This window comes from Mucilaginibacter celer (assembly GCF_003576455.2).
Classification (GTDB): Bacteria; Bacteroidota; Bacteroidia; order Sphingobacteriales; family Sphingobacteriaceae; genus Mucilaginibacter; species Mucilaginibacter celer.
The window spans coordinates 643558-663326 of sequence record NZ_CP032869.1; the positions used below are offsets into that span (position 1 = coordinate 643558).

The 19769-nt window shown below is 44.7% G+C and carries 20 protein-coding genes; 8 read left to right on the forward strand and 12 right to left on the reverse strand.

The features are described 5' to 3' along the window. Positions 1-45: 45 nt before the first annotated feature. Positions 46-711 carry a hypothetical protein gene (locus HYN43_RS02625; RefSeq protein ID WP_119407975.1) on the forward strand — a complete coding sequence of 222 codons (666 nt, stop codon included), beginning with the start codon at positions 46-48 and terminating at the stop codon, positions 709-711. Positions 712-790: 79 nt separating this feature from the next. On the opposite strand, the gene HYN43_RS02630 is transcribed toward HYN43_RS02625, so the two are convergent. After that, positions 791-1519, reverse strand: coding sequence for an RNA polymerase sigma-70 factor (locus HYN43_RS02630; RefSeq protein WP_245447130.1), 729 nt, complete (start codon positions 1517-1519; stop codon positions 791-793). Positions 1520-1736: 217 nt separating this feature from the next. Between HYN43_RS02630 and HYN43_RS02635 the strand changes: the two genes are divergently transcribed. Then, complete coding sequence (locus HYN43_RS02635) at positions 1737-1982, forward strand: helix-turn-helix domain-containing protein (RefSeq protein ID WP_119407976.1); 246 nt, start codon at positions 1737-1739, stop codon at positions 1980-1982. Between the two features lie 232 nt (positions 1983-2214). Beyond that, complete coding sequence (locus HYN43_RS30125; RefSeq protein WP_162996274.1) at positions 2215-2481, forward strand: hypothetical protein; 267 nt, start codon at positions 2215-2217, stop codon at positions 2479-2481. A 16-nt stretch (positions 2482-2497) separates the two neighbouring features. Here the strand turns inward: HYN43_RS30125 and HYN43_RS02645 are convergent, their stop codons facing one another. From HYN43_RS02645 to HYN43_RS02685, 9 genes are all read right to left on the reverse strand, one after another. Next, positions 2498-3295 carry an abortive infection system antitoxin AbiGi family protein gene (locus HYN43_RS02645; RefSeq protein ID WP_119407978.1) on the reverse strand — a complete coding sequence of 266 codons (798 nt, stop codon included), beginning with the start codon at positions 3293-3295 and terminating at the stop codon, positions 2498-2500. Between the two features lie 47 nt (positions 3296-3342). Further along, positions 3343-3621 (reverse strand): hypothetical protein, encoded by a 279-nt coding sequence (locus HYN43_RS02650; RefSeq protein WP_119407979.1) that lies wholly within the window; start codon positions 3619-3621, stop codon positions 3343-3345. A 177-nt stretch (positions 3622-3798) separates the two neighbouring features. Beyond that, positions 3799-4815 carry a hypothetical protein gene (locus tag HYN43_RS02655; protein WP_119407980.1) on the reverse strand — a complete coding sequence of 339 codons (1017 nt, stop codon included), beginning with the start codon at positions 4813-4815 and terminating at the stop codon, positions 3799-3801. 13 nt (positions 4816-4828) lie between these two features. Next, positions 4829-5470, reverse strand: a complete 642-nt coding sequence (locus tag HYN43_RS02660; RefSeq protein ID WP_119407981.1) for a hypothetical protein — start codon at positions 5468-5470, stop codon at positions 4829-4831. Further along, positions 5467-6327: a hypothetical protein gene (locus tag HYN43_RS02665; RefSeq protein WP_119407982.1), complete on the reverse strand. Its 861-nt coding sequence runs from the start codon at positions 6325-6327 to the stop codon at positions 5467-5469. Before HYN43_RS02665 ends, HYN43_RS02660 begins: the two co-directional genes overlap by 4 nt. Next, positions 6324-8186 (reverse strand): SIR2 family NAD-dependent protein deacylase, encoded by a 1863-nt coding sequence (locus HYN43_RS02670; RefSeq protein WP_119407983.1) that lies wholly within the window; start codon positions 8184-8186, stop codon positions 6324-6326. The genes HYN43_RS02665 and HYN43_RS02670 overlap by 4 nt, the downstream gene beginning before the upstream one ends. Before the next feature lie 33 nt (positions 8187-8219). After that, entirely contained in the window at positions 8220-9884 is a 1665-nt protein-coding gene (locus HYN43_RS02675; RefSeq protein ID WP_119407984.1) for a DUF6035 family protein, read from the reverse strand. After that, positions 9884-10924 (reverse strand): HNH endonuclease domain-containing protein, encoded by a 1041-nt coding sequence (locus tag HYN43_RS02680; RefSeq protein ID WP_119407985.1) that lies wholly within the window; start codon positions 10922-10924, stop codon positions 9884-9886. The genes HYN43_RS02675 and HYN43_RS02680 overlap by 1 nt, the downstream gene beginning before the upstream one ends. A gap of 12 nt (positions 10925-10936) precedes the next feature. Then, positions 10937-12268, reverse strand: coding sequence for a putative sensor domain DACNV-containing protein (locus HYN43_RS02685; RefSeq protein WP_119407986.1), 1332 nt, complete (start codon positions 12266-12268; stop codon positions 10937-10939). Positions 12269-12360: 92 nt separating this feature from the next. Between HYN43_RS02685 and HYN43_RS02690 the strand changes: the two genes are divergently transcribed. From HYN43_RS02690 to HYN43_RS02710, 5 genes are read left to right on the forward strand one after another with little or no spacing between them, the layout of a single operon-like run. Continuing rightward, positions 12361-12702, forward strand: coding sequence for a helix-turn-helix domain-containing protein (locus HYN43_RS02690; RefSeq protein ID WP_119409230.1), 342 nt, complete (start codon positions 12361-12363; stop codon positions 12700-12702). Further along, on the forward strand, positions 12702-13640 hold the full coding sequence (locus tag HYN43_RS02695; RefSeq protein WP_119407987.1) for a RecB family exonuclease: 939 nt from the start codon (positions 12702-12704) through the stop codon (positions 13638-13640). Before HYN43_RS02690 ends, HYN43_RS02695 begins: the two co-directional genes overlap by 1 nt. A 3-nt stretch (positions 13641-13643) precedes the next feature. Beyond that, a complete protein-coding gene (locus HYN43_RS02700; RefSeq protein WP_119407988.1) occupies positions 13644-15953 on the forward strand; it encodes an argonaute/piwi family protein in 2310 nt (769 codons plus the stop codon). A 7-nt stretch (positions 15954-15960) separates the two neighbouring features. Beyond that, the gene (locus HYN43_RS02705; RefSeq protein ID WP_119407989.1) at positions 15961-16410 is read left to right on the forward strand and encodes a hypothetical protein; all 450 of its coding nucleotides are present in this window, start codon (positions 15961-15963) and stop codon (positions 16408-16410) included. Then, positions 16410-17534, forward strand: coding sequence for a hypothetical protein (locus HYN43_RS02710; RefSeq protein ID WP_119407990.1), 1125 nt, complete (start codon positions 16410-16412; stop codon positions 17532-17534). Before HYN43_RS02705 ends, HYN43_RS02710 begins: the two co-directional genes overlap by 1 nt. A 310-nt stretch (positions 17535-17844) precedes the next feature. Here HYN43_RS02710 and HYN43_RS02720 read toward each other — a convergent pair whose 3' ends face one another. Together HYN43_RS02720 and HYN43_RS02725 are read right to left on the reverse strand one after the other, a co-directional pair. Continuing rightward, positions 17845-18111 carry a GIY-YIG nuclease family protein gene (locus tag HYN43_RS02720; RefSeq protein ID WP_162996275.1) on the reverse strand — a complete coding sequence of 89 codons (267 nt, stop codon included), beginning with the start codon at positions 18109-18111 and terminating at the stop codon, positions 17845-17847. Positions 18112-18158: 47 nt separating this feature from the next. Continuing rightward, the gene (locus HYN43_RS02725; RefSeq protein ID WP_119407992.1) at positions 18159-19763 is read right to left on the reverse strand and encodes an SUI1 family translation initiation factor; all 1605 of its coding nucleotides are present in this window, start codon (positions 19761-19763) and stop codon (positions 18159-18161) included. Positions 19764-19769 lie beyond the last annotated feature (6 nt).

Below are 19769 nucleotides of genomic sequence, written 5' to 3' on the forward strand. Positions count from 1 at the left end.
TTTCGATCCATGTAAGTTTTATTATCTATTAATACCGTTTGTTTCATGAACAAGATCCTGGCTTTAACAGCCATAATTCTCGTCCTTGGTTTTACATCGTGCGACCATGACAATAACCATAGCGCGACCAGCAATACGCCTAAAGCCGGTGAGTTGGATACGACCTTCAGATCAGCCCAGACCGCAACCCAGCAATCTCAAGCCGTTAATCCCGAACCTGTGAAAACTCCGGAAGAACAACTCAAGGACGATGGCTGGGAACAGCAGGCATTTAGAAATGGTATCATGCCTGACTGTTACAACTACCATCCCAGTGCAGGGGACCTCGATAATTCGTTAATTGTGCATGTCGGAAGCGGGACGGATGTCGCGATTAAAGTGATGTCGTTAAATACGAATACTTGTGTCCGATATGTATTTATAAACAGCGGTAGCACTTATACTATCCGTAACTTACCGGAAGATGAGTACTATGTGAAAATAGCTTATGGGAAGGACTGGATCTCTAAGACGGTTAATGATCAGTGCTTGGGAAAGTTTATGCATCAGTCGATGTATAAAAGAGGCGAGGAAAGGCTCGATTTTAACAGGCGGACCACGATTGACGGCTATATCATACCGAGTTTTGAACTAAGTCTGGATGTGGTTGCCAACGAAATTCAGAACTCATTTACCACGGATGGGATAACAGAAGAGGAATTCAATAATTAGTGTTCCTCTGCTTTCCCTCAGAAAATCAACCGGGCTTTCCGGTAGATGTTAAAGTTTTTTGCAAATTTATTACTGAGTTTTATAATCTGAATAGCAAAAATACATAGATAAGCAGACCTAGCTTAGTTCTTAGTATACGGAGTGCGCTGGTAACCTGGGTGGCCACATTGTTCTCTGAAGTGGAGAGTTCCTTCGCAATTTCTTTATGGTTAAGGCCTTCTTTCCTGCTCATTTCAAATATCCGCCGCATTTTAGGGGGCAGGGCTGAGATCTCCTTATCAATATGGTCCTGTAGCTGTTTTTCGCGGATGCGGGAATCCGTAGGTACAGATTGGCCGGAAAATATATACTCCTGGAGGGAGCCAAGATACTTGGATTCGACTTTTTCGTGGGCGAAAAGATCGAAGACCCGGTTTCGAATGGCCGAATAAAGGTAGGCTGAAAGGTTTTGATTGATGACTATAAAATCTCTCTTAAACCAAAGCGTAGCGAACAATTCCTGCACGATGTCTTCGGCCTGTGCTTCGTTACGCAGTTTTTTGTAAGCGTGAACGTACATCAGGTGGAAATACCGGTGGTATATCTCGGTGTAGGCGGAATGATCCGACTGTTTGAGGAGTTGGAGCAGTTCGGCGTCGGGAGTATGGGAATAAACTGCCATTTCAAGGTTTCTTTGAATGGAGTCTAAGCGGAAACGCCAAAGGCGCGGAACCCACCTATCGCTTGTGAGGCCCTGAGAAGCCTTGGAACGAATAAGCGGGCGCCACGCCTTTAGCGTGGGCGCAGACCACTTATCGTCTTGTTCCATTGAAATTTCTCAGGTTTCCACAAGCAAGACTCAAAGTGCGAGCCGATATGGTCGCAAAAATACTTTTATTACTCTCTAAGCATTGTTTTGATGAATAAAAAAAACAATCAAAATATATTTATAGAGAATTATTCTATAAATATAGAGATAATACAATCAAATTCAAATTTTTCCTCTATTCAAAAATAATCCCAATATTTTTAGGAAAAAGACAATTTTGGCGAAGGGATCATTAACACGTTTAGGACTATTTTTAGCTAAAAAAGCTGTAAATAAATCTGTCCTTGCTAAGATGACCGGTATCAGTACTTTTCGTTTGAGCCAATTGTCGATAAATCCCGCGTCCCATTTGAGGGTTAATGAATTGTACCTTATTGCGCTAGCTTTAGATATAAAACCAGTGGAACTGTTAGAATATGTGTGTGTCGATGTCGTTCTGCCTAGATCGACCTCGAAAGAATGAGAATATAGGGCGCGCCTTTTGCCAAGCTTCCTTTACAAGTGCTCGCTGCGTCGCGTACATTTCAATTTGATGCTCAACGTTATTCATTACATCATTGATGAGTTACAAAACTATCAATGGCAAAAACTCATAAAACTATCCTTTTGGACCTTTTTCGAAGCTCAGTGGTCGCACCATTCACAATGTTTTTGATTATGTAATCTAAGATACCTATCGCTGCTTTCATGGGTTTATGATTAAAACGATCAGCGCATGGCATTACTTCGAGATCAAAACTGCCAGTCCTAAACGCAATATCCGAGATGCATTGGGGCAAGTGATGGAATACGCTTATTATCCCGGCAAAGAGAGAGCCAAACAACTCATCATCGTCGGTGACCGTCAGCCTGAAGCCGATGCGCTGCATTATTTAGCCTACCTTCGCTTGCGATTCGAAATTTCTGTGACTTACCGGTATTTTGATTGGGAGACCTCGATGCTCTCCAATGATCTTTTATAACCCAATGCTCTGATGATTATAAATTATTCCACATAGTGTCCCTTGACAAAATATCTAAGTCACCGTCAATATTCTTTTTCATCACTTCATCTTTTCCAAAAGATTCTTGTAATAGTTCAAAAATTTCACGTTTCTGCGATTTATGCTCGACCACTACATATTTAATATCATCAAGCTCAAATAAAAGGACAGGGTTTGGGGTGTAAGGTTTTGGGAAACTTTGAGCTTCCATGTATAGGGGATTATATGCGCCATGAACATAGCTTTTTTCAAATATAGCGCTATGCGAGTTTTCGATTTTGCACAGATATCGCCACTCCCGATCATTGTAGGCAATAAACTCCTTACCGGATTTATTCGTGACGACATAGGGCTTTAGGTGCATCAACATATTGTAGCTGTTCTCACTGATTTGATCCAAGTCTAAGACTAGACCGAAATTTGCGGAGTCTGTTTTGCCTTTATCCTGTAACACTTTGAGTATGGCGCTATCCTTCGCAGCGACGAAATAGTTTTCAAAAAACGTCGCGCCCATATAACTCTCATTATAAGTGTACATCACCGGCTCCAACCCATTTTTTATGCCCCATTTTAATGTCAATCCAATGGTATAGTTACCATAATTGACCTGGCTTTGCGATTCCAGAAGGGCTACATTACTGAAACTAATCATCAGTATTTTAACGTTATACCCCGCGATTGATTCATCTGCATAACTAGCTCTAAACCCCTTGTCTGAAATTATATTTTTTAGATTCGAGTACTCTCTAATCGAATGAAAAAGTGTGTTAGTCTTCTTTAACTCTGTGTACATATATTAAAAAATTCAAATTTATTATTTCTTGCAATGATTGCCTTCGGTTATATTTCGAATACCCTGTGATGCTCGAAAAGAGAAACATTTGGCACAATCGTCAAATAACCTTCCAAAAACTTAAACGAAATTTTCAAGTAATTGACCGTGTACCAGGGATGTGCGATCATTTCTGCGAACAGGTCGCGTTTTTGAATCGTGGTTTTGCCTATCTCCACACGCCCCAATAAGGCCAAAAACCAATAAAACTTGTAAGTAGCAGAAATATTATTAAGAGACCCCGCCAATAAAAATACCTGTAGCTCTTTCTGATAAGGCAAGTCCATCACCCAATATATATTACTTTAGGAACGCTATTAACTTCAATAGAATTTCTACCAAGCCAATAATCAGGTTGATCCATTTAAATATTTTTTGCTCCTGGGTTTTAGTGATCTTTTTCATGACCACAAATGACCGCGGTAACAGATTGGTAAGAAATGGGTAATGGCAGGTTACCAATATTACCTGTCCCTGTATTGTGCATCACTGTCGTAGAGTTTGGGTTTAACAGAGAATTTTGTTTTAGTGGTTGTTAACTCGGTACCGGAGAACTGGCTGAATACGGTGTGGATGAAACGGATCATGGAGGGTCTGATTTGCCGGGTGCCGAACAGTTCTTTATGTATCAGGTAAAAGGTGTAGCGTATGAACTCGTTAGATATATTCAATTGGACAAGTGGCTTTATATCGGCTGACACGCTTTCATCTTTCAGAAATGCAGCAACGTATCGTAGTAATAATTCGTAGTTATCAGCTGACATGATCTTGTGCCCGCTGAAATTATAGCCGCTAAAAAAATATAAATATTTGGTGGCGATTACCGTTTGTTCAGAATGACTATATCCCTTCCTAACCGGCACAGGCAGCGTGATTTCTTTTTTATCTAATTGATCGATCAGCTGAATGCGCTTTACTTCGTCAATGCATTTTTGTAAAAATCCGGTATCCAGGTAATAGTGCAAGGTGAGTTCATCCATGGCGGACGCTTTTTGCTTGAAATCAGTGATCAGGTTAATGATATACACCATTTTTTCTTTGGTGGTGGCCATGGCATCCATTTTGGCCTTGGTTTCTTCAAAACTGAACTCCCATCGATGATTGATCACGTCCGGGTCCTCCGTGTACGGACTTAAATTATGGCGATGATCAACGACCTGCATGAACGGCCGCATAAAACTATTCAATTCATCATGGTGGCTTAATACACCTAACAAATGATTGACCAGGACAAGTGTATCCTTTCCGGTAAGACCAAGGCGAACAGGTAGTTCCTTGACCATATTCAAACAAGCGAAAGGCTTATCCCGGTGCGCCAATACAAATAGATATAATTCATGCACCGCAGCAATAAATACTTCAAACGACATATCACAATCTGGTCGCTTAATACCGGTAAATTCAAAATACCAGCTTTGGGCATTCGCATTAAAATGCCCGTCAGGTGTGCCAAGATACTGGTCCAGATCAATTTCGCTCATCTCTCAAATATAATTAGAACCTTTGCAATTCATCCGGCGAAGGCATGAAAGCCGCCGCTGCCAGTTCTTCAAAATCTGTGGCCGCAGTTTCGTCCCGTAACCTGGCAAAGCTTTTTTTAAGTTGATTGGTGACATATTCGTCAACAAACGTGACCAGTAAACGAAAATTTTGAAGTTGCGAATCAATATCAATGAGGAAGACGATATTCGGGTAGATCTGTTGATAAATTTTATTCTTCAGATCCAGTGAAACAGCGATCGCGTTTTGTTCCCAGCCCTCGCCGCCACCGTGAGCAACATATTGGTTGCGTTGCAAGATCAATCTGTCATGTTCTTCACGAACCTCCTTGGGCAGATCTTTGATCGCATCGATATTAAGGCTGACACCCCGGCCGGCAGCTTGTGCATAACACTTGGCATAAGTGACCACGGCAAAAAAGGACAGACTTTGTTTGATCGTTTTGTTTTCGACACCAGCCTCCAACAGGGTTAGCGTATCTTTAACTACGCCAAGATCTTTCTTGATGAGGCCATAAGCTGAAAAGTTCTGCGCAAGCTTTGTTTTTAAAACGACCAATGGCAAGATGCGTTGCTGTTCATCGGCCACGACACGTACGTAGCCTTCATTTTCGACGAAATAATAATAGGGTCTCATTTATATAAATTCTTTTCTGTCCTGTCCATAACCGCTTCAATATGAGCGAAATCAGCGTATTTGGTAAAGCTATTGATAAAGCGCGTGAACTCGATATTATTGGCCTCAACGTCTGCCCTCTCCAGCCTTACATCAAAGCGGAGTAAGGTGTGGATACTGAACCGGGCTTGCCCGTTTGGCCAGTTGACCTGCAGGTGGGCCAGGCTATGCATCGTGTTCAGGTCAATGTGTACCACGATCACGTAACGTTCGGTAAGTTCTTCGTTAACATATGGGATTCTGATCGTTAAGGTGTCGCCAAATAACGGCTTTTCAGCGCTGATGTAATCCAGCGCCCGTTTGAACTCCCGCAGTTTGGATTTAGGCGTATCGGGTTGCAAACTCTTTTTGGGGAACAGGGAGTGGACGATCCGGGTGTTACGGTACAGGATCAGTATGAAATCTTTGGCTTCCCCGTTCGAGCTGGTAAAGCGGGCCGATGAACCGGTATATTTCACAAACATGGCTGCATCCGGATGTGCTCTCGTATCGATATTACCCTGCCTGAACACATCATCGGCAATTTGCCGCCAGTCAAAGATAGGTACACCGGTGTTTTGAAATCGGCTCGGTTCACCCAGGGCACCCTCGCCGAAATAAAGATCATTCGAATAATAACTATGCCGGCTGATAATATGTGCCCAGCCCGTGTCCAGGTTCCCGTGAATATGGATCAGCCCGCCAGCCGAGATCGACATAATGCCATACCATTGCTTTTTGAACGAAGCCAGAACGCCCATCTGCCAGATCGGATCCTTGGCTTGCTGTTCTATCCACTGGATCAGTTCAGGTGTCAGGTATTGCTTTGACGCATTCATGCAGGGGTTTCTGAAAATGATATCGCAATGGTTTCTGATTTGCTGGCAAGCAGTATCAGTGCGCTCGGGTCGCTCCTTACTTCCTCGATATTGGCGATATAGGGTTCCAGCATCTGGATACTTCGGTAACCCAGCTTAATGGTTTGACCGTGCAAGCGACAGCTTTCCGGTTCCGGCCTTTTTTGTAAAAGTTCGCTTTTGGGGCTGACCAGTTTTATAAATTCAAGCGCTTTTTCACGGTCCGTAGGTCGCATGTTCCAGGTTCCTTCAAATACGCCCAGGTAAGGTTTACCCTCCATATGGGCAAGGAGTAAATGTAAGGTGTTGGTAGATTCATTGGTGATTTCCCCGATGTGCTCGAAGCGGACCGCAAAATGTCTTTCGATCCGTTTTAAGCGTTCATAATAATACAGGTATTTTTTGGCCAGGGCAAGGAAGGGTTCAGCAGCGGCCATCTGTAATGGAGTAGGCTTTGAATCCGGTATATAGATGGTGAACTTTTTACCTGAGCCGATATCTCTTAAAAAGATGATCGTCCGGAGTTCATCATTTAACGCACCGTATTCACCGGTACGCTGTAATTTAAGTTCATATTCCAGCTTCGCCATTTCTTCGGGTGAGGTGTAGAATTTGAGGTCAACATTCGGAAATGGGAAAGAGAAGATCAGGTGGGTTTGGGTTTTGAATAATTCGACTTTCAGGTTGTCATATTCGGTGCCATCCTCAAATACGATCGCGATCACGGCGGTACGCAGCGGGGCAGAACTAAAAGTCATTGGCCCGCCGCCAATTGGTGAGGAGACCTTGATGTCATTAAAATAAACGTTTAGGTTCAACACGGTTTCTGCGTCGAGGGTGACTGACCCCAGTTCTTTATTTTGCAGCACATTTTCCAGGCGTTCCGTAAATTCCTGCTGGTCTGCCGGTACACCAAATGTCATTCGCGTCGTCAAAGGTTTGTTCAAACCTGCTAATGCCGAAACTTTGAACTGATCTTCTTCTGTTTTCAGGGTCGGCGCGAGACCGTTCTTTTGCAGAAAAACGCGAAAGGTGTCCGGGGCGCACCGTTTTTGCTGAAAGTCCTGATAGATATGATCTTTAATGTTAGCCAATAAGCCATCGATAAATTTTCCCGCCGTGCTATCGATATAATGAATGCCGTCTTTGATCAATCGTTGCACTTTTGGTAGCTTCAACGAGGGAGCCAACAGAAAAAGTTCCTTATGGTTATCACCCAGATTTTCCTTCATTTTTCTAAAAATGGATTCCATGTTCACATCGTCCAAATTATACCCGATAAATAAAACATGGTGGGTAGCCAGGAGTTCCTTAACAACTATCCAAGGTACATCCTCTTTTTGCGAATCGAAAAAGCGCGTATAATCGGTTTTGGTGATCAGAACACTGTCCGGTGCAGATAGGTCACCATGTATCTTGAAAATCTCCGGCTGATCTTTCCTGATGTAGGGTAAGTCAACCGAAGATCTGATCAAATTGCAGTTTTCGCAGTAAGCCAGTTCAAAAAGTCGGTCATAATTGGTGGTAATGATGGTTTGAATATGTGGGATACCGGCTAATTTGGCATGAAGGCTGAGATCAGCCGGGGCTTTATCATAAATGCCTTTTAACAGGGTGATCAATGAATTACGGCTCATGCGCAAATTCACGAGTTCCTCGGTGAGGTCCGGCAATGTTAATCCTTTTCCGATCTCTTGAGACTCGGCATCCGTCAATTGTGCGTAGATCAATTGCGAAAGTTGGTATCCGGAGGGATAGCCCGCATACATGGACATTCCGGCACCGCAAAACAAAACCACGTCTTCTTTCCTAATCAGTTCAAATAATCTTTCTAAAGCCATGATTAAATATACTAAATTTATTAGCTAAAATTATCAGGCAATGTCATGATATAATTCATACATCAAGGGATAGACCAGCGTAACATCCTGCTCTGGCGGGTTAGCTTGCAGTTTCGCAATTTGCTTTTGAAAACTTTGGTGTTTATCGTGCGCTTCGATAATTTCCCAAAGACCGTATCGTTTGAAAGCTCTTTCGACGTACACATAAAATTGCTTGTGTTTGAGGACGGCCTGGACGCCAAAGCTGATCCAGTCCCGGTAGTTAGACCCGATCATTTGTTGCCTTTTGGCGGTTTCTATCACAAATAGAAGAGTCATGTGCTGGTAAATAGCATCCACCAGGGCTTTATTTTTAAGCTGGTAGCACCATTTCATGATCTGTAGTTCCTGATCCTTTTCTTTTTCATCCAGGTTCAGTGTTTGCAGCGCCTGTACATCGGCCTCCGTCAGTTGGTAAGCCCGCTTGAACAAACTTTTGATCAAAGGCTGGCGATAGCGTAAATGCTCATTGTTAAAAATGTGCTGTAGGGTAGTGGTCCCGTCATCATCGCTGATATTGCAGTCGTAAGTGATGCGGTCATCACGTAATAAATAATGGATAAAAGAATGTTGCCCCGCTACGGCATTCGCGACATAATGATTGATTAAACTTTTGCCCTGTACCCGTTGATCAGCAAAACGAAGCCGGGCGTTTAAAACCTCTAAGCCGACCTGGGATAACTTATTTAATTCTTCATCAAACTTGTAAAAGTTCCAGTTACTGCTTTTGTAGAATTTCATTTTTCGCATCACCTCGTCGACATCCTTCACGGCCTGTCGTCGCCTATCCTCATTCCATGCGTCCAGGTCCCTTTGCTTTTGGGCTTCGAGCTGTTCTTCCAACAGCCGCTCGGTTTCTTTTAGTTTTTCCTTATAATTCAAGTAATATATTTGAAATTGTACAGGATCAAACTGCACCTGTGCCAAACTCAAGGATTTTGTTTTCCAGGGCGCGATGACCCGGTCTTTCTCTGATATGAACGGTGATTTATAGGTACACGTCAACCTGAACTCCGTCGCTGTTTCATCCAACTTGAAAAAATTTTGAGAGGGGGTCAGATATTTGATATCCCGCTCCATGGTCGACTGGCCATACACATCGAAGTCATCCAGGATCCAGACCAAATAGATACCCGAGCTTTTGTAAAAATTGTGCCGGCCCAAAAGATACTTTTGCGATAATTGGGAAAGCTGTATCTCAAAGGCCATTTCCTTGCCTTGGTAAACACCATAAACATCCGGCCGTCGCTTCTCCAGGTCATTAAAAAAGAAGCGCGTATCCGCAATTACCGAGTCTGCATCGACACCATTAGTTTGCCTTAATAATTCAGCGATCCGGTTTTTCAGGAAAATATGTCTTGGCCGTTCGTGCGCCCGGATGATACTGGTAAGATCCTGCACCTCTTCCTCGCTCATTTTCCCATCCTTCAATGGACAATCCTCGGCATTGGGAAAATGCTTGAAATGCACATGGTCGTTTTTACTATCGGATATGAGTAAAGGCTGGTCACAGCCATAACACCCCAGCTTCAACTCTCCGGAGTTATAGCGCTTGCGAAGCTCATAAGCCTCCTTAGCAACCCGAAATGCTGTTGCGGCATCGTAACATTCACCGGTGTCCCGGTCATAGGCTAAATCTATCGAACGTTGATAAGCCATCAGAAAGCAGTTGCTGTTAGTAATTCAAAGCCGTTGTTCCTGGCGATCGTCGCCATCGGCTGCAATTGTTCATAAACCCTTTGCCGGTCAAATAATGCGACATCCGGGACTATAGTCAGGTAGTCTTCCAAAAGTTTATGTTTCGGTACTTTGAAACGGATCACTTCTAAAGCGGTTTGCTGCAAATTGAAATATGGCTCAAAATAAGTTTCCAGAGGCGGCAGCTTATCGCTTTTCCAACTATTGAAAGACCGGTCGGCCGGAATCAAGTTCCACATCAGGTCATGCGATACGAACGCATAAGGCAAAAAATGTTCGACCGCATAATCCCCGACCGCGAGCTTCCTGTTGGTATAGATACAATTCACACCACCCAGTTCAGCAAGCACGATGTCCCAGAACTTCCGCTGCTCCGTCAGCGCCTTCCGTACCGGCAGCTTGATCAGCTTACTCGGAATATCCGGCACGTTCGGGTTCTTCGCCTGTAGATACACCGCCAGGTTCCAATAACAAAAGCTCCGCAAAATACCCGCATGACGCCTCAGGTAATCCACCCAAACCGGATTGATCTCGATATGATCCGCGTACAGCGCATATAAACAATCACGCTCGAACCGCTGTGAAGCCGCATAAGCTGCCTGCACATCCGCCGCCCGGAACCAGGGGCTCAAAAAACGATGCGGCACCTCACCATTAAAATAGCGCAGCTCCTTCAGTGTCGACCGGTTCGCCGAACCCGATAAAGTTTTGAAAATATAATTGCGATCTGCGTCGATAGTGAGGTTTTCCAGGGCCTTAACAGATTGTACCGCCTCCTGCAACTTATCCTGCTTCCCGAACGACACCCTGAAATAATTCACGGTATACCAGGCATGAGCCACCATCTCCGCGAACAGATCACGCTTCTGAATAATAACCTCACCCTGTTCCATACGCCCCAGCACAGCCAAAAACCAATAAAACTTATACGTCGCCGAAGTATTATTAAAGCACCCCGCCAGCAAATGCACCGGCAAATCTTCCTGATAAGGTAAGTCCATAATTTAAGTAAACTATAAAATTACAGGAATTTTATCATTCAGAATGTTTTTGCTTTTTAGGTACTTTTGCGTTTTGATGTTTTCCCACATAACGAGCTGATCATCCACTCTTTTGAATGCACGGATATCCCCATCTTGGGAAACAACGAAACCGATCGCCTGCGGATCCTTCCAGCAAAAGGACATCATGGAACGATGGCGGGTGCCCAGCGTATCTGGTGCGCGGGGTATCAGTTTACCAGGTTTGGCTTCATTGTTTTCGGAATGGTAGACGAAGTCCGGCAAGGCAATCTCGGAGATCACCACGCCAAAACCGATGCCTTCCAGTTGATGATTTAACAAAACCAGCCCGTCTACACAGCTTTGCGATGCTAAAAACCGGATAGCACCTTTTAATTCGTTGCCGGCCGTATTGAGTTGGTGTTTAGTCAGCTCGCTTTCAAAAAACGTATCCTGATCGATGGGTTCGTCCGGATATTGTAAAAAATCCTGATTATACATTGCGGACCCCATCGACCATTCCAGCGCGTGCCGTATAGCTTGGGCAAGCCGCGGATAAGGCATTTTATATTTAACATCTAAGCCGTCCGTTTGATCAGTGATCAAGACCGCACCGCCATGATGATAGTTGCGGATTTGTATCAATATCCGTGAAATGGTATCTCGCCACGTATTTTCGATCTCTCTTTCCCATTCCTTGAAATTGGTACGATTAAAGTTTTTCCGCATATATTTCGCGAGTCTTTTTTTCAATGGCATCGTGTCAGCCAGGATGGCTCGTGATATTTGCCCATACTTCAACACATCGGAAAACCGGGTGACCAGGACATTTTGCCGGATAGTTGCGATTAATTCATAGTCGAAAATTACGGACATGATACCTACACCGGTGACCTGCACTTGAAATACGCCCGGTAAAGCAGGTTTATTGCGGTCCTCATGATTAAAAAAACGCTGAATGTGAACAGCCTGGTCAACCAGACCCATGATCCAAGGCTTTTCTTCCGCATCAAAATATACGGCCAGTGAACTACTCCAGGGATCGGCTGCTTTGGATAATTTCACCACATTCTTGATCTCCATGGGGATGGGTTTCTCAAACCGGCTTAACTTCCAGTTGTCCAATGGCTCCTTAACCCGGGAATCTCCTTTGGGAGCCTCCGGATCTAGAAAAGTAACATTGACTTTGATCAGTTCTCCCTCTTCGCTTTGCATACTGGCAAAATATAAGGTTTCCATTAATTCAATAATGACGCTTTCTGGTGGCGGGAAATAAATATGTTTCGAATGATTGATGGTTTGGGAGGTGAATCTGCCAAGATCGGCTGGCGTAGCTTTTTTCAAACTTTGAAGGATTAAGGTTCAGCACAAAGTAAAGAAAAAAACTTTTTTTAAAATAGATGTTGACATTCAACTCAACATTTGTATATTTGTTTATGGATCAGACTTTTGGACAGTTATTGAAAGCTATAAGGCGAGAAAAAGGTATCAGTCAGCGTGAGTTGGCAGACAAGGTAGGGATTGATTTTTCCTATATCAGCAAAGTAGAGAATGACCGCATGTCACCGCCATCGGCCGATACGATTCAAAAGATATGCGAAGTACTGCAGGTCTCAACCGAATTATTGTTGTCAAAATCGGGTAAGCTGACCGGTGAACTGAGTGATGCGATCACCTCCAGTCCATCGGCAATCAAGTTTATGAATGAAATTAAAGATATGCGGCTCACCGACCATGAGTGGGACCGGATGATCACCAATTTAAAAAAGTTAAGATAATGGACCAGATCGATCTTTTTGGTAATGTGACTGTGAAAGCGCTAAAGATGCGCTGGTCTTTCTCCAGGCTGGGTACCTTTGCGGCATGTCCGCGCCTGGGCTACTATCACTATTTCGGTGGCAGCAAACGAAAAGCTGCCTCGGAACCCCAAAAAGAACGGATACAATTTCTAAAACAGCTATCAGCAGGACATCTGGTCGCCGGGGAAATTGTTCACAAGGCGATCCGGGCTTACCTGATGAACGCCAAAGATGGACAAAACTGGAAATTATCACAGGTGATCAGTTTTGCGAATATGTTGCTGGACAATGCTATACAACACAGTGCCGATATTACTGCGGGCGTAACCCGGGAATACGATCACCGCGCTCCGGCGATCATACAGGAGTTGTTTTATGGAACGGTTACGGCTGTGATTTTGAAAGATACCTTGCGGGAAAAAATGCGCTTGAGCTTAACGCAGTTTTATAATTTACCTGACTTTCAGGGTTTTCGGAATGGGGCACTGCATGAAAACAGCCTGATCGAACGCAAGATTAGTCTGGACTATGAAGGCATTCTGGTAGAAGGCGCTATAGACTTAATATATCCTTCAGCAGATAATTGGGTGATCGTCGATTGGAAAACAGGAGAAAATGATTCGGAAGAAAGCAGTCTGCAGTTGCTGACTTACGCACTATGGGCCCATGAAGAACTAGGAGTTCCCTTGGAGTCGATCAGCTTATTTAAAGCCTTTTTAACCGAAGGCATTGCTGAACCCTTGTTGTTTTCCGCCCAGGAACTGCGCCGTGCCAAAGCCCGGATCTTGCAGGATATTGAACTATTAACAGAAATGGAAGGATTTGGTGATGCCGCGAACCGGGAAGCCTTCAGCGCCTGCAGCCAGCCAAAAGTATGCGCGCAATGCGCTTTTCAAGAAATATGCAGTAAAAATTGAGTTATGAGTAAAGGAACGAATATCAAAGTGGTCTGTCACAGTGCAAATTTAAGGCTGATCGTCAAGCAATATGAAATAGATACGGATGAACTGACCAAAGAAAAGGCCCAGCGTCTTTGTACCTATATCGGCAAAACCTTTCGTATCGCCGCAGTACCCTATATGCAGCACGGACAGGTCAAAGGTATTTTAACAGAATGCCATGATCGCATACCGCGTAAGGAATTCGAAGTCGATAATTGGGTGATCGAACTCAAACCGCTAAATGGAAACATCGCCTTGTCACTCAACGATGCGAATCATGCGCAACTCATGGCCGATCTTTATAAAAAAGGATTACTGTTAAATCTTTCGGCTAATGCGAATTTTTGGCGGTTGGACAGCCCGCGTATCTTTTATGAACAGGTCCCGTTTTTGAAGAATGATTTTTTGACTGGCTCTGAACACGTTGCTGACATCGAAGCTTACCGCAAATATGAAGTTGCGGAAGTCCTGCTTGAAAATGAAGGCCTCGGTATTGCGATCAATGTGGGTACGGCCTTCTTTACCAGCATGACCGTGGATGATTATTTTTCGTCCAAAATGACCAACCGTTTTTATACCTTGTCCGGCCGGTATGGTGAGAATAAAGGTACGCTGTATTACGAAGGCCCGAATGGCCGTGTCAAATGTTATTTTACCAAATATATGGGCGATGTTACCTTGGCGACCACCCGCAAACTAAAGATCGACGGACTGACTTACCAAAACGCCTGGGATTATTACCAAAAGAAATACCCCGGCTTTGACGTAGGCCAAAACGACCGGGTTGCGATGGTTTCCTTTCCAGGGACTGAAGATAGCGCGCCGGTACCCGTACCGGCCAACCGTCTGTATCTTCGGGTTACTAACGAAGCTTTGGATCATGACATGAGCCAGGTGGATAAGATCGAGCCAGCCTTAAGAGAGGAATTGCTGACCAAACTTTGGTCGGAACTAGGGAGTAAACCTTTCGGCGCTTATTTTGCCAGCGTGAAACCGGGATTTTTTGCACCTAAACCGGACAACTGTGGCACATTGCAGCTGCCTGGTTTGCGATTTGGTGATAACCGTTTGCTGCCGGCACCCGCTGAACAAACTACTCGCCATTACAAAGATCATTTCAGGAATCGCAAACGGATGCTGGAGGAATGTGGCTGTTTTTATGTGCCGCCGGGAATGGCCAGGGATATTCATTTTTTATTTACACAAAGCGTTGATGCAAAGGCCAGCGAGAAATTATCGGATGATGTCTGCGAAAAGGTCGCTAAACTTACCGGTATCAAAGTACAGCCGCTGGTCGACCAATACACCAACCTGGAGCAGGCTACGGTAGAACTGAAACGAAATTACAGAAAAGCAGGCATGGCCGTTTTTACCTTTGATAACAATGAATCAGCAAACTATTACCTAATCCGACATGGTTTACCCGATTGGAAAGTCAAAAGATTAACGGAGCAGGAACTGCGCCGTAAATACAGAGGGTATAGCGCGTTTAAGGATGGCCGGAATAAGAACGGTGAAAGAAACTGGAACGCGTATGTTGATTTGATCACTTATGATGTACTGGAGCAGCTCGGCTGTCTGCCTTATGTACCGGACACTAAGCTGAATTACGACATGCACCTGATGATCGATGTAAGCAGCAGGCATACGCATTTGGCGCTTTCTTTACTGATTTTCGGACAGCAGATGAGCGTACCGAACTCGACCGCACAAGTCAAAAGAAAAACAGATCCAAAGCAGCAAGAAACGATTAATCCGGTATTTTTGAAAAAGTATTTTAAAGAGCTCTTTCAGCTTCACAAGGATACGATCAAACAAAATGGCTTACAATCCCTGCTGGTTTTAAGAGACGGCAAAGATTGCGACCGTGAGTTCAGTGCGATCCAAGAAGCGATCGCCGAACTTCAAGCAGAAGCCGTTTTTCCCCAGGCATTCCGATTTGATTTCGTGGAATACCGTAAATCGACTCTTAAGGAAGTACGTATTTGGGAACTCGAGAGCGGCGAAATTCAGAATGCGCTTGAAGGCAGCTGGTTCAGTATCGACCGTACCACGGTGGTACTGGCAACGACTGGACACGGTACGCTCCATCAAGGTACTGCTTCACCTTTATTGATCAAAAATAAATACACGAAAGCCGACCTTAAAAAAGTACTTCAGGATATCTTCGTCACTTCGCAAATGAATTATGCCAGCCCGGGAGTAGCCCAAAGACTGACCTACTGCGCCAAGCGTGCCGACGATGAATTACAAGATAAAGCCGGACAGGAAGTACAACGCATCAAATAAACATCTTATGGAAACCAAGCAATTAGCTATACAAAGTTTTGAACGGGGACAAAGTATCCTGGAAAGGCTCAATAAGTTATTGATCCATTTAAAACTTACTCAAAAAGGCATTAACGATCAGCAGCCGGCAGAAGATATACAACTTGCCAAGTCAACCGTTAAAGCTTTTTTGAGCAAACTGAGTACGCTGGTGAGTACCAATGAACAGGATGCAAGTGCCCTCACCGGAGTTGACGGCCGTTATCGTAATTTAGTGCACAAATTTGCCGAAGCAAAAAACCGCAGCAGCCGTTACCGGTCGGCTTTATTCAGGAAAGACCCTAACCTCGTACTGGCCATGCTGGACGCACCGACGGGTGATGATATGGCTAAACTCATCGAATCATTAACTGAGTTTCGTTCACTTTTAGAAGATCATCTATCTTCTGATACCCGCGAACTGATCGGCGAATTATAATGAAACGTATACTTACACATTCTATCAGCGACTTCTCGCGGGAACTCGATGCGACCATCGCAATCGTATCGGCGAAAAGCGTTCCGGCGGAATTAGGTCTTTTTCAATCCTGGCTGTCGTTGTATTACACTGAAATTCGGGCTGAACTGCAAAGACTGGCCTTCCTGACAGATTTGGAGGAGGAAAGCATATACGTCGATATTTTTAACGAATTTTCGAGCCTGCAGCAAACGTTTCGCGTCCTCGATAGCCGCTATTTACCAGGTTTGTACCGTACACACCGGAATGACGCCTTGACGTTGAAACTGCTGCACTGGCTTCATAGCGCACATGCACAAACCGCGCAAAAACCATTTTTTGTACTAGACGGTGATTTCGCCATTTTTCCAACCGTTGATTTTCCAGTAAGTTACTACCTGCCGGTTGCTGCCCAGCAGAGTTTATTATATCTTCCACTCTTTTTCCATGAACTGGGACATTATTTATATCAGCACCACCGCGCTGAGATGGACGACCTCGTTCGCGAATTCCAAAAGAAATTGAATGGTTATTTGATGCCTGTAGTCCGTAAGAATGACGACGATTATGAAGCAGATGCCAAACAAGCCCGGCAAATGGTCGAAACCTGGTATGATTGGCTGCAAGAGCTTTTTTGCGATGCTGTCGGTATAGAGATCGGCGGGGCCACCTATGCACGCGCTTTCAGTTTTTACCTGCGCATGCAAGGCCGTTCCGCTTTTTACCGGCCCGAAAAAGATTTATTTAACAGCAGTCATCCCGTGACCCGCTTACGGATTCTTTTTATCGTGCGCAGATGCCGGGAATTAGGCCTTAACCAGGAAGCAGATGAGCTTGAAAAAGAATGGAAAACCATTGCTGCGGTATTAGACGCACCGGAAGATTATTACGGGTTCTATGAAAATAAATGGGAAAATGATGTTGCCAATGCGCTGGATGATATGATGACGGAAGCTGATCCGATCAAATTTACCGACTATAAAGCTGATCCATCCAGCTGGATCGGACTTATTCACCAGGCCTGGCAGCAATTTGAGCTTGACCCTGTAAACTACAAAGATTGGGAATCGCAAGCTGTTAGCAACATTATCAACGCTACTACATGAACAGGGAGGTTCAACTGGCTGACAATTATATCCACCGAACGAACCGTATCGTTTTTTTAACAGAAAAGGCGGGCTCCTTGAAAACGACTTTTCTTAGGGAGCTACGATAAAATTCACCAAAAAAAATGATGGCTCTAGCGCCCACCAGTATAGCGGCGATCGACGCGGGCGGAATGACCATTAACTCTTTTTTTCAAATTCCGTTCGGGCTGCTGCTATCCAATAATTTCGAAAATTCTGAAAGTCATTATTCTCCTGAAAATTTTGAGCGATTCTCCCGGGCTATGCGGGCCAAGGGACGTAGACGTTTTTAGTGATATTTCATTCCGTAGTATTTTTCGCCGCGTACCCGATTTTTTCCGTAGCGGTTCATATATTCCCGCGTGACCTTGATAACCAATAAAGAACCGTTCACTATGACTTCCAGCACTTCATGCGGCGGATATCTTTTCGACCAGACCGAACCCATGCCGGCAAAGTGCTGTTTGATCCGTTTTTTGAGATTATCGCTGATGTCGACGTAAAAGTGAACGTTGATAATAGAGATATAAGGCAGCCCAATTGGGCGCATTTCCAAAAAAGAGGCTGAATCATAAATCAATGATTCAGCCTTTTGTGACGAATTTATACCTTGACACCTTTATGCTTTTTTGCGGGCAGCCCCTCCTTTTGCTGCTTGTCTTGTTTTTGCTGGTTATCCTGTTTCTGGCTGCTGCTTTGTTTTTGTTCCGGTTGTAGGAGCTCTTCACGTTTGACCTTTTTCATTTTGGCATCGAAGACATCCACGGTCTTGAACTGGGGGGAAGCCGTCACAAAGAATTTTTGCTCTTTGCCGTCTCTTTCGACGGTGACTTGCTGCGCATTTCCTTTTTTTAGGGATTTGATCAGGGCTTCCTGTCCTTCGGCAGTCGCCATTTCTTTGATGCCTTTACCGGAAAGCACTTTTTCCACATCGAAGCCATAGTTTTCGTTCCAGCGCTTGAAGAGCTTATTGCCGCCGGGGGACAGGTTGTCGTCGTCAAGTTTCAGCCAAGCCTGGTATTTTTCATCTTCTTTATTGAAAAGTGTTTTGTGTACCGCGCGCCCTTCCATCAGGTTAAAGGCTTCTTTGGCCGTAATGCCATTGCCTTTATTGATATAGAAACTTTGTTTTTCATCGGGCTTGCTGTTCAGGGCGGCGTCGAACTTGTTAAAAAAGTACATGTCGCCTTCGCTGCCAGCCTTGAAGTGCAGGGCATAGGCCACATCCTTCTGGTTATAGCTCATATTGGTCAGCAGGGCGAACTCCGGTTCTTTTGCTTCGATCTTTTTCTCCAATAGGTCGTTGACCTTGTCGCCGAACCCCAGGTTCAGCAGGCTTTTCTTCAGAAACTCTACATTTTGTGTGTTCATACTATTTTGATTTAAAAGTTGTGTTACTTGTTTATCGGTCAGGGGAGGGGTGTTGTAATAATAACCGGATGATTTTATGGTTGGCCGGGTTTCCAACAGTGTTATGGCGAGTTGTTTGTTGACGGAGGCTTCGAAATGCTCGCCGACAGCGGGATGGTAAAGTTCCGATCCTGTCTTTTGCCGGGCAATTGGATCGGGAGATACGAAACAGCCGCGATAATTATCCAGGCGGGTCTGGCCGGAGGCATCAGGAGCGAAATTGAGCGTAAAAAGGATGTCATGCCGGCCGCTTGGTGAAAGCGATTCAAGGTAAAAACGCTCCTGCCGTTCTTCGATCTTTTGTTGCAGAGCCCTGAAAAGATTGGGATCATTGAAACCTGTTTGGGTCAGTTGAGCTATGATGGGTTGGAACTTTTTTTCCAGGGGGACCGGTAATTTAAAGGCTTCCAGCTTGGTTCTGACTTCTTCCAGGCTGAGCGGCGTATAGCAGCTGTTAAAATCGAGCTCGGGGTATTTGGCGCGTTCATCCAGGAGCCGGAGTGCCTGCTCCCTTGGGACATCGGGCAGGAAATGCTGGAACCGCTCGTTGCCGAGGTCCCCGTTCACCGACAGGTGGCCCGCGTAATAAAGAAGGTTAAACCGCCCGTCGTCGCCGCGCCCGAAATCGAAGATAAAGTATGATTCCTCCTGTCCATGTTTTTCAAGGTCGCTCATCGCCCAGCCGTAATGGTCCTGTTGGAAGATCATTTCACCTATCCGGTTGGTCACCCGCGGGTCTGAAAATCCCAGCTCCCTGAGCTCTTCCTTTAATTCCTGAAAATTGACGCTGCTGTCCATGGCGGT

What these genes read in the sequence shown, in the direction of transcription:
- HYN43_RS02625 (WP_119407975.1), top strand. Translation starts at nt 46, where the DNA reads ATGAACAAGATCCTGGCTTTAACAGCCATAATTCTCGTCCTTGGTTTT.
- HYN43_RS02630 (WP_245447130.1), bottom strand. Translation starts at nt 1,519, where the DNA reads ATGGAACAAGACGATAAGTGGTCTGCGCCCACGCTAAAGGCGTGGCGC.
- HYN43_RS30125 (WP_162996274.1), top strand. Translation starts at nt 2,215, where the DNA reads ATGATTAAAACGATCAGCGCATGGCATTACTTCGAGATCAAAACTGCC.
- HYN43_RS02645 (WP_119407978.1), bottom strand. Translation starts at nt 3,295, where the DNA reads ATGTACACAGAGTTAAAGAAGACTAACACACTTTTTCATTCGATTAGA.
- HYN43_RS02650 (WP_119407979.1), bottom strand. Translation starts at nt 3,621, where the DNA reads ATGGACTTGCCTTATCAGAAAGAGCTACAGGTATTTTTATTGGCGGGG.
- HYN43_RS02655 (WP_119407980.1), bottom strand. Translation starts at nt 4,815, where the DNA reads ATGAGCGAAATTGATCTGGACCAGTATCTTGGCACACCTGACGGGCAT.
- HYN43_RS02660 (WP_119407981.1), bottom strand. Translation starts at nt 5,470, where the DNA reads ATGAGACCCTATTATTATTTCGTCGAAAATGAAGGCTACGTACGTGTC.
- HYN43_RS02665 (WP_119407982.1), bottom strand. Translation starts at nt 6,327, where the DNA reads ATGAATGCGTCAAAGCAATACCTGACACCTGAACTGATCCAGTGGATA.
- HYN43_RS02670 (WP_119407983.1), bottom strand. Translation starts at nt 8,186, where the DNA reads ATGGCTTTAGAAAGATTATTTGAACTGATTAGGAAAGAAGACGTGGTT.
- HYN43_RS02675 (WP_119407984.1), bottom strand. Translation starts at nt 9,884, where the DNA reads ATGGCTTATCAACGTTCGATAGATTTAGCCTATGACCGGGACACCGGT.
- HYN43_RS02680 (WP_119407985.1), bottom strand. Translation starts at nt 10,924, where the DNA reads ATGGACTTACCTTATCAGGAAGATTTGCCGGTGCATTTGCTGGCGGGG.
- HYN43_RS02690 (WP_119409230.1), top strand. Translation starts at nt 12,361, where the DNA reads ATGGATCAGACTTTTGGACAGTTATTGAAAGCTATAAGGCGAGAAAAA.
- HYN43_RS02695 (WP_119407987.1), top strand. Translation starts at nt 12,702, where the DNA reads ATGGACCAGATCGATCTTTTTGGTAATGTGACTGTGAAAGCGCTAAAG.
- HYN43_RS02700 (WP_119407988.1), top strand. Translation starts at nt 13,644, where the DNA reads ATGAGTAAAGGAACGAATATCAAAGTGGTCTGTCACAGTGCAAATTTA.
- HYN43_RS02705 (WP_119407989.1), top strand. Translation starts at nt 15,961, where the DNA reads ATGGAAACCAAGCAATTAGCTATACAAAGTTTTGAACGGGGACAAAGT.
- HYN43_RS02710 (WP_119407990.1), top strand. Translation starts at nt 16,410, where the DNA reads ATGAAACGTATACTTACACATTCTATCAGCGACTTCTCGCGGGAACTC.
- HYN43_RS02725 (WP_119407992.1), bottom strand. Translation starts at nt 19,763, where the DNA reads ATGGACAGCAGCGTCAATTTTCAGGAATTAAAGGAAGAGCTCAGGGAG.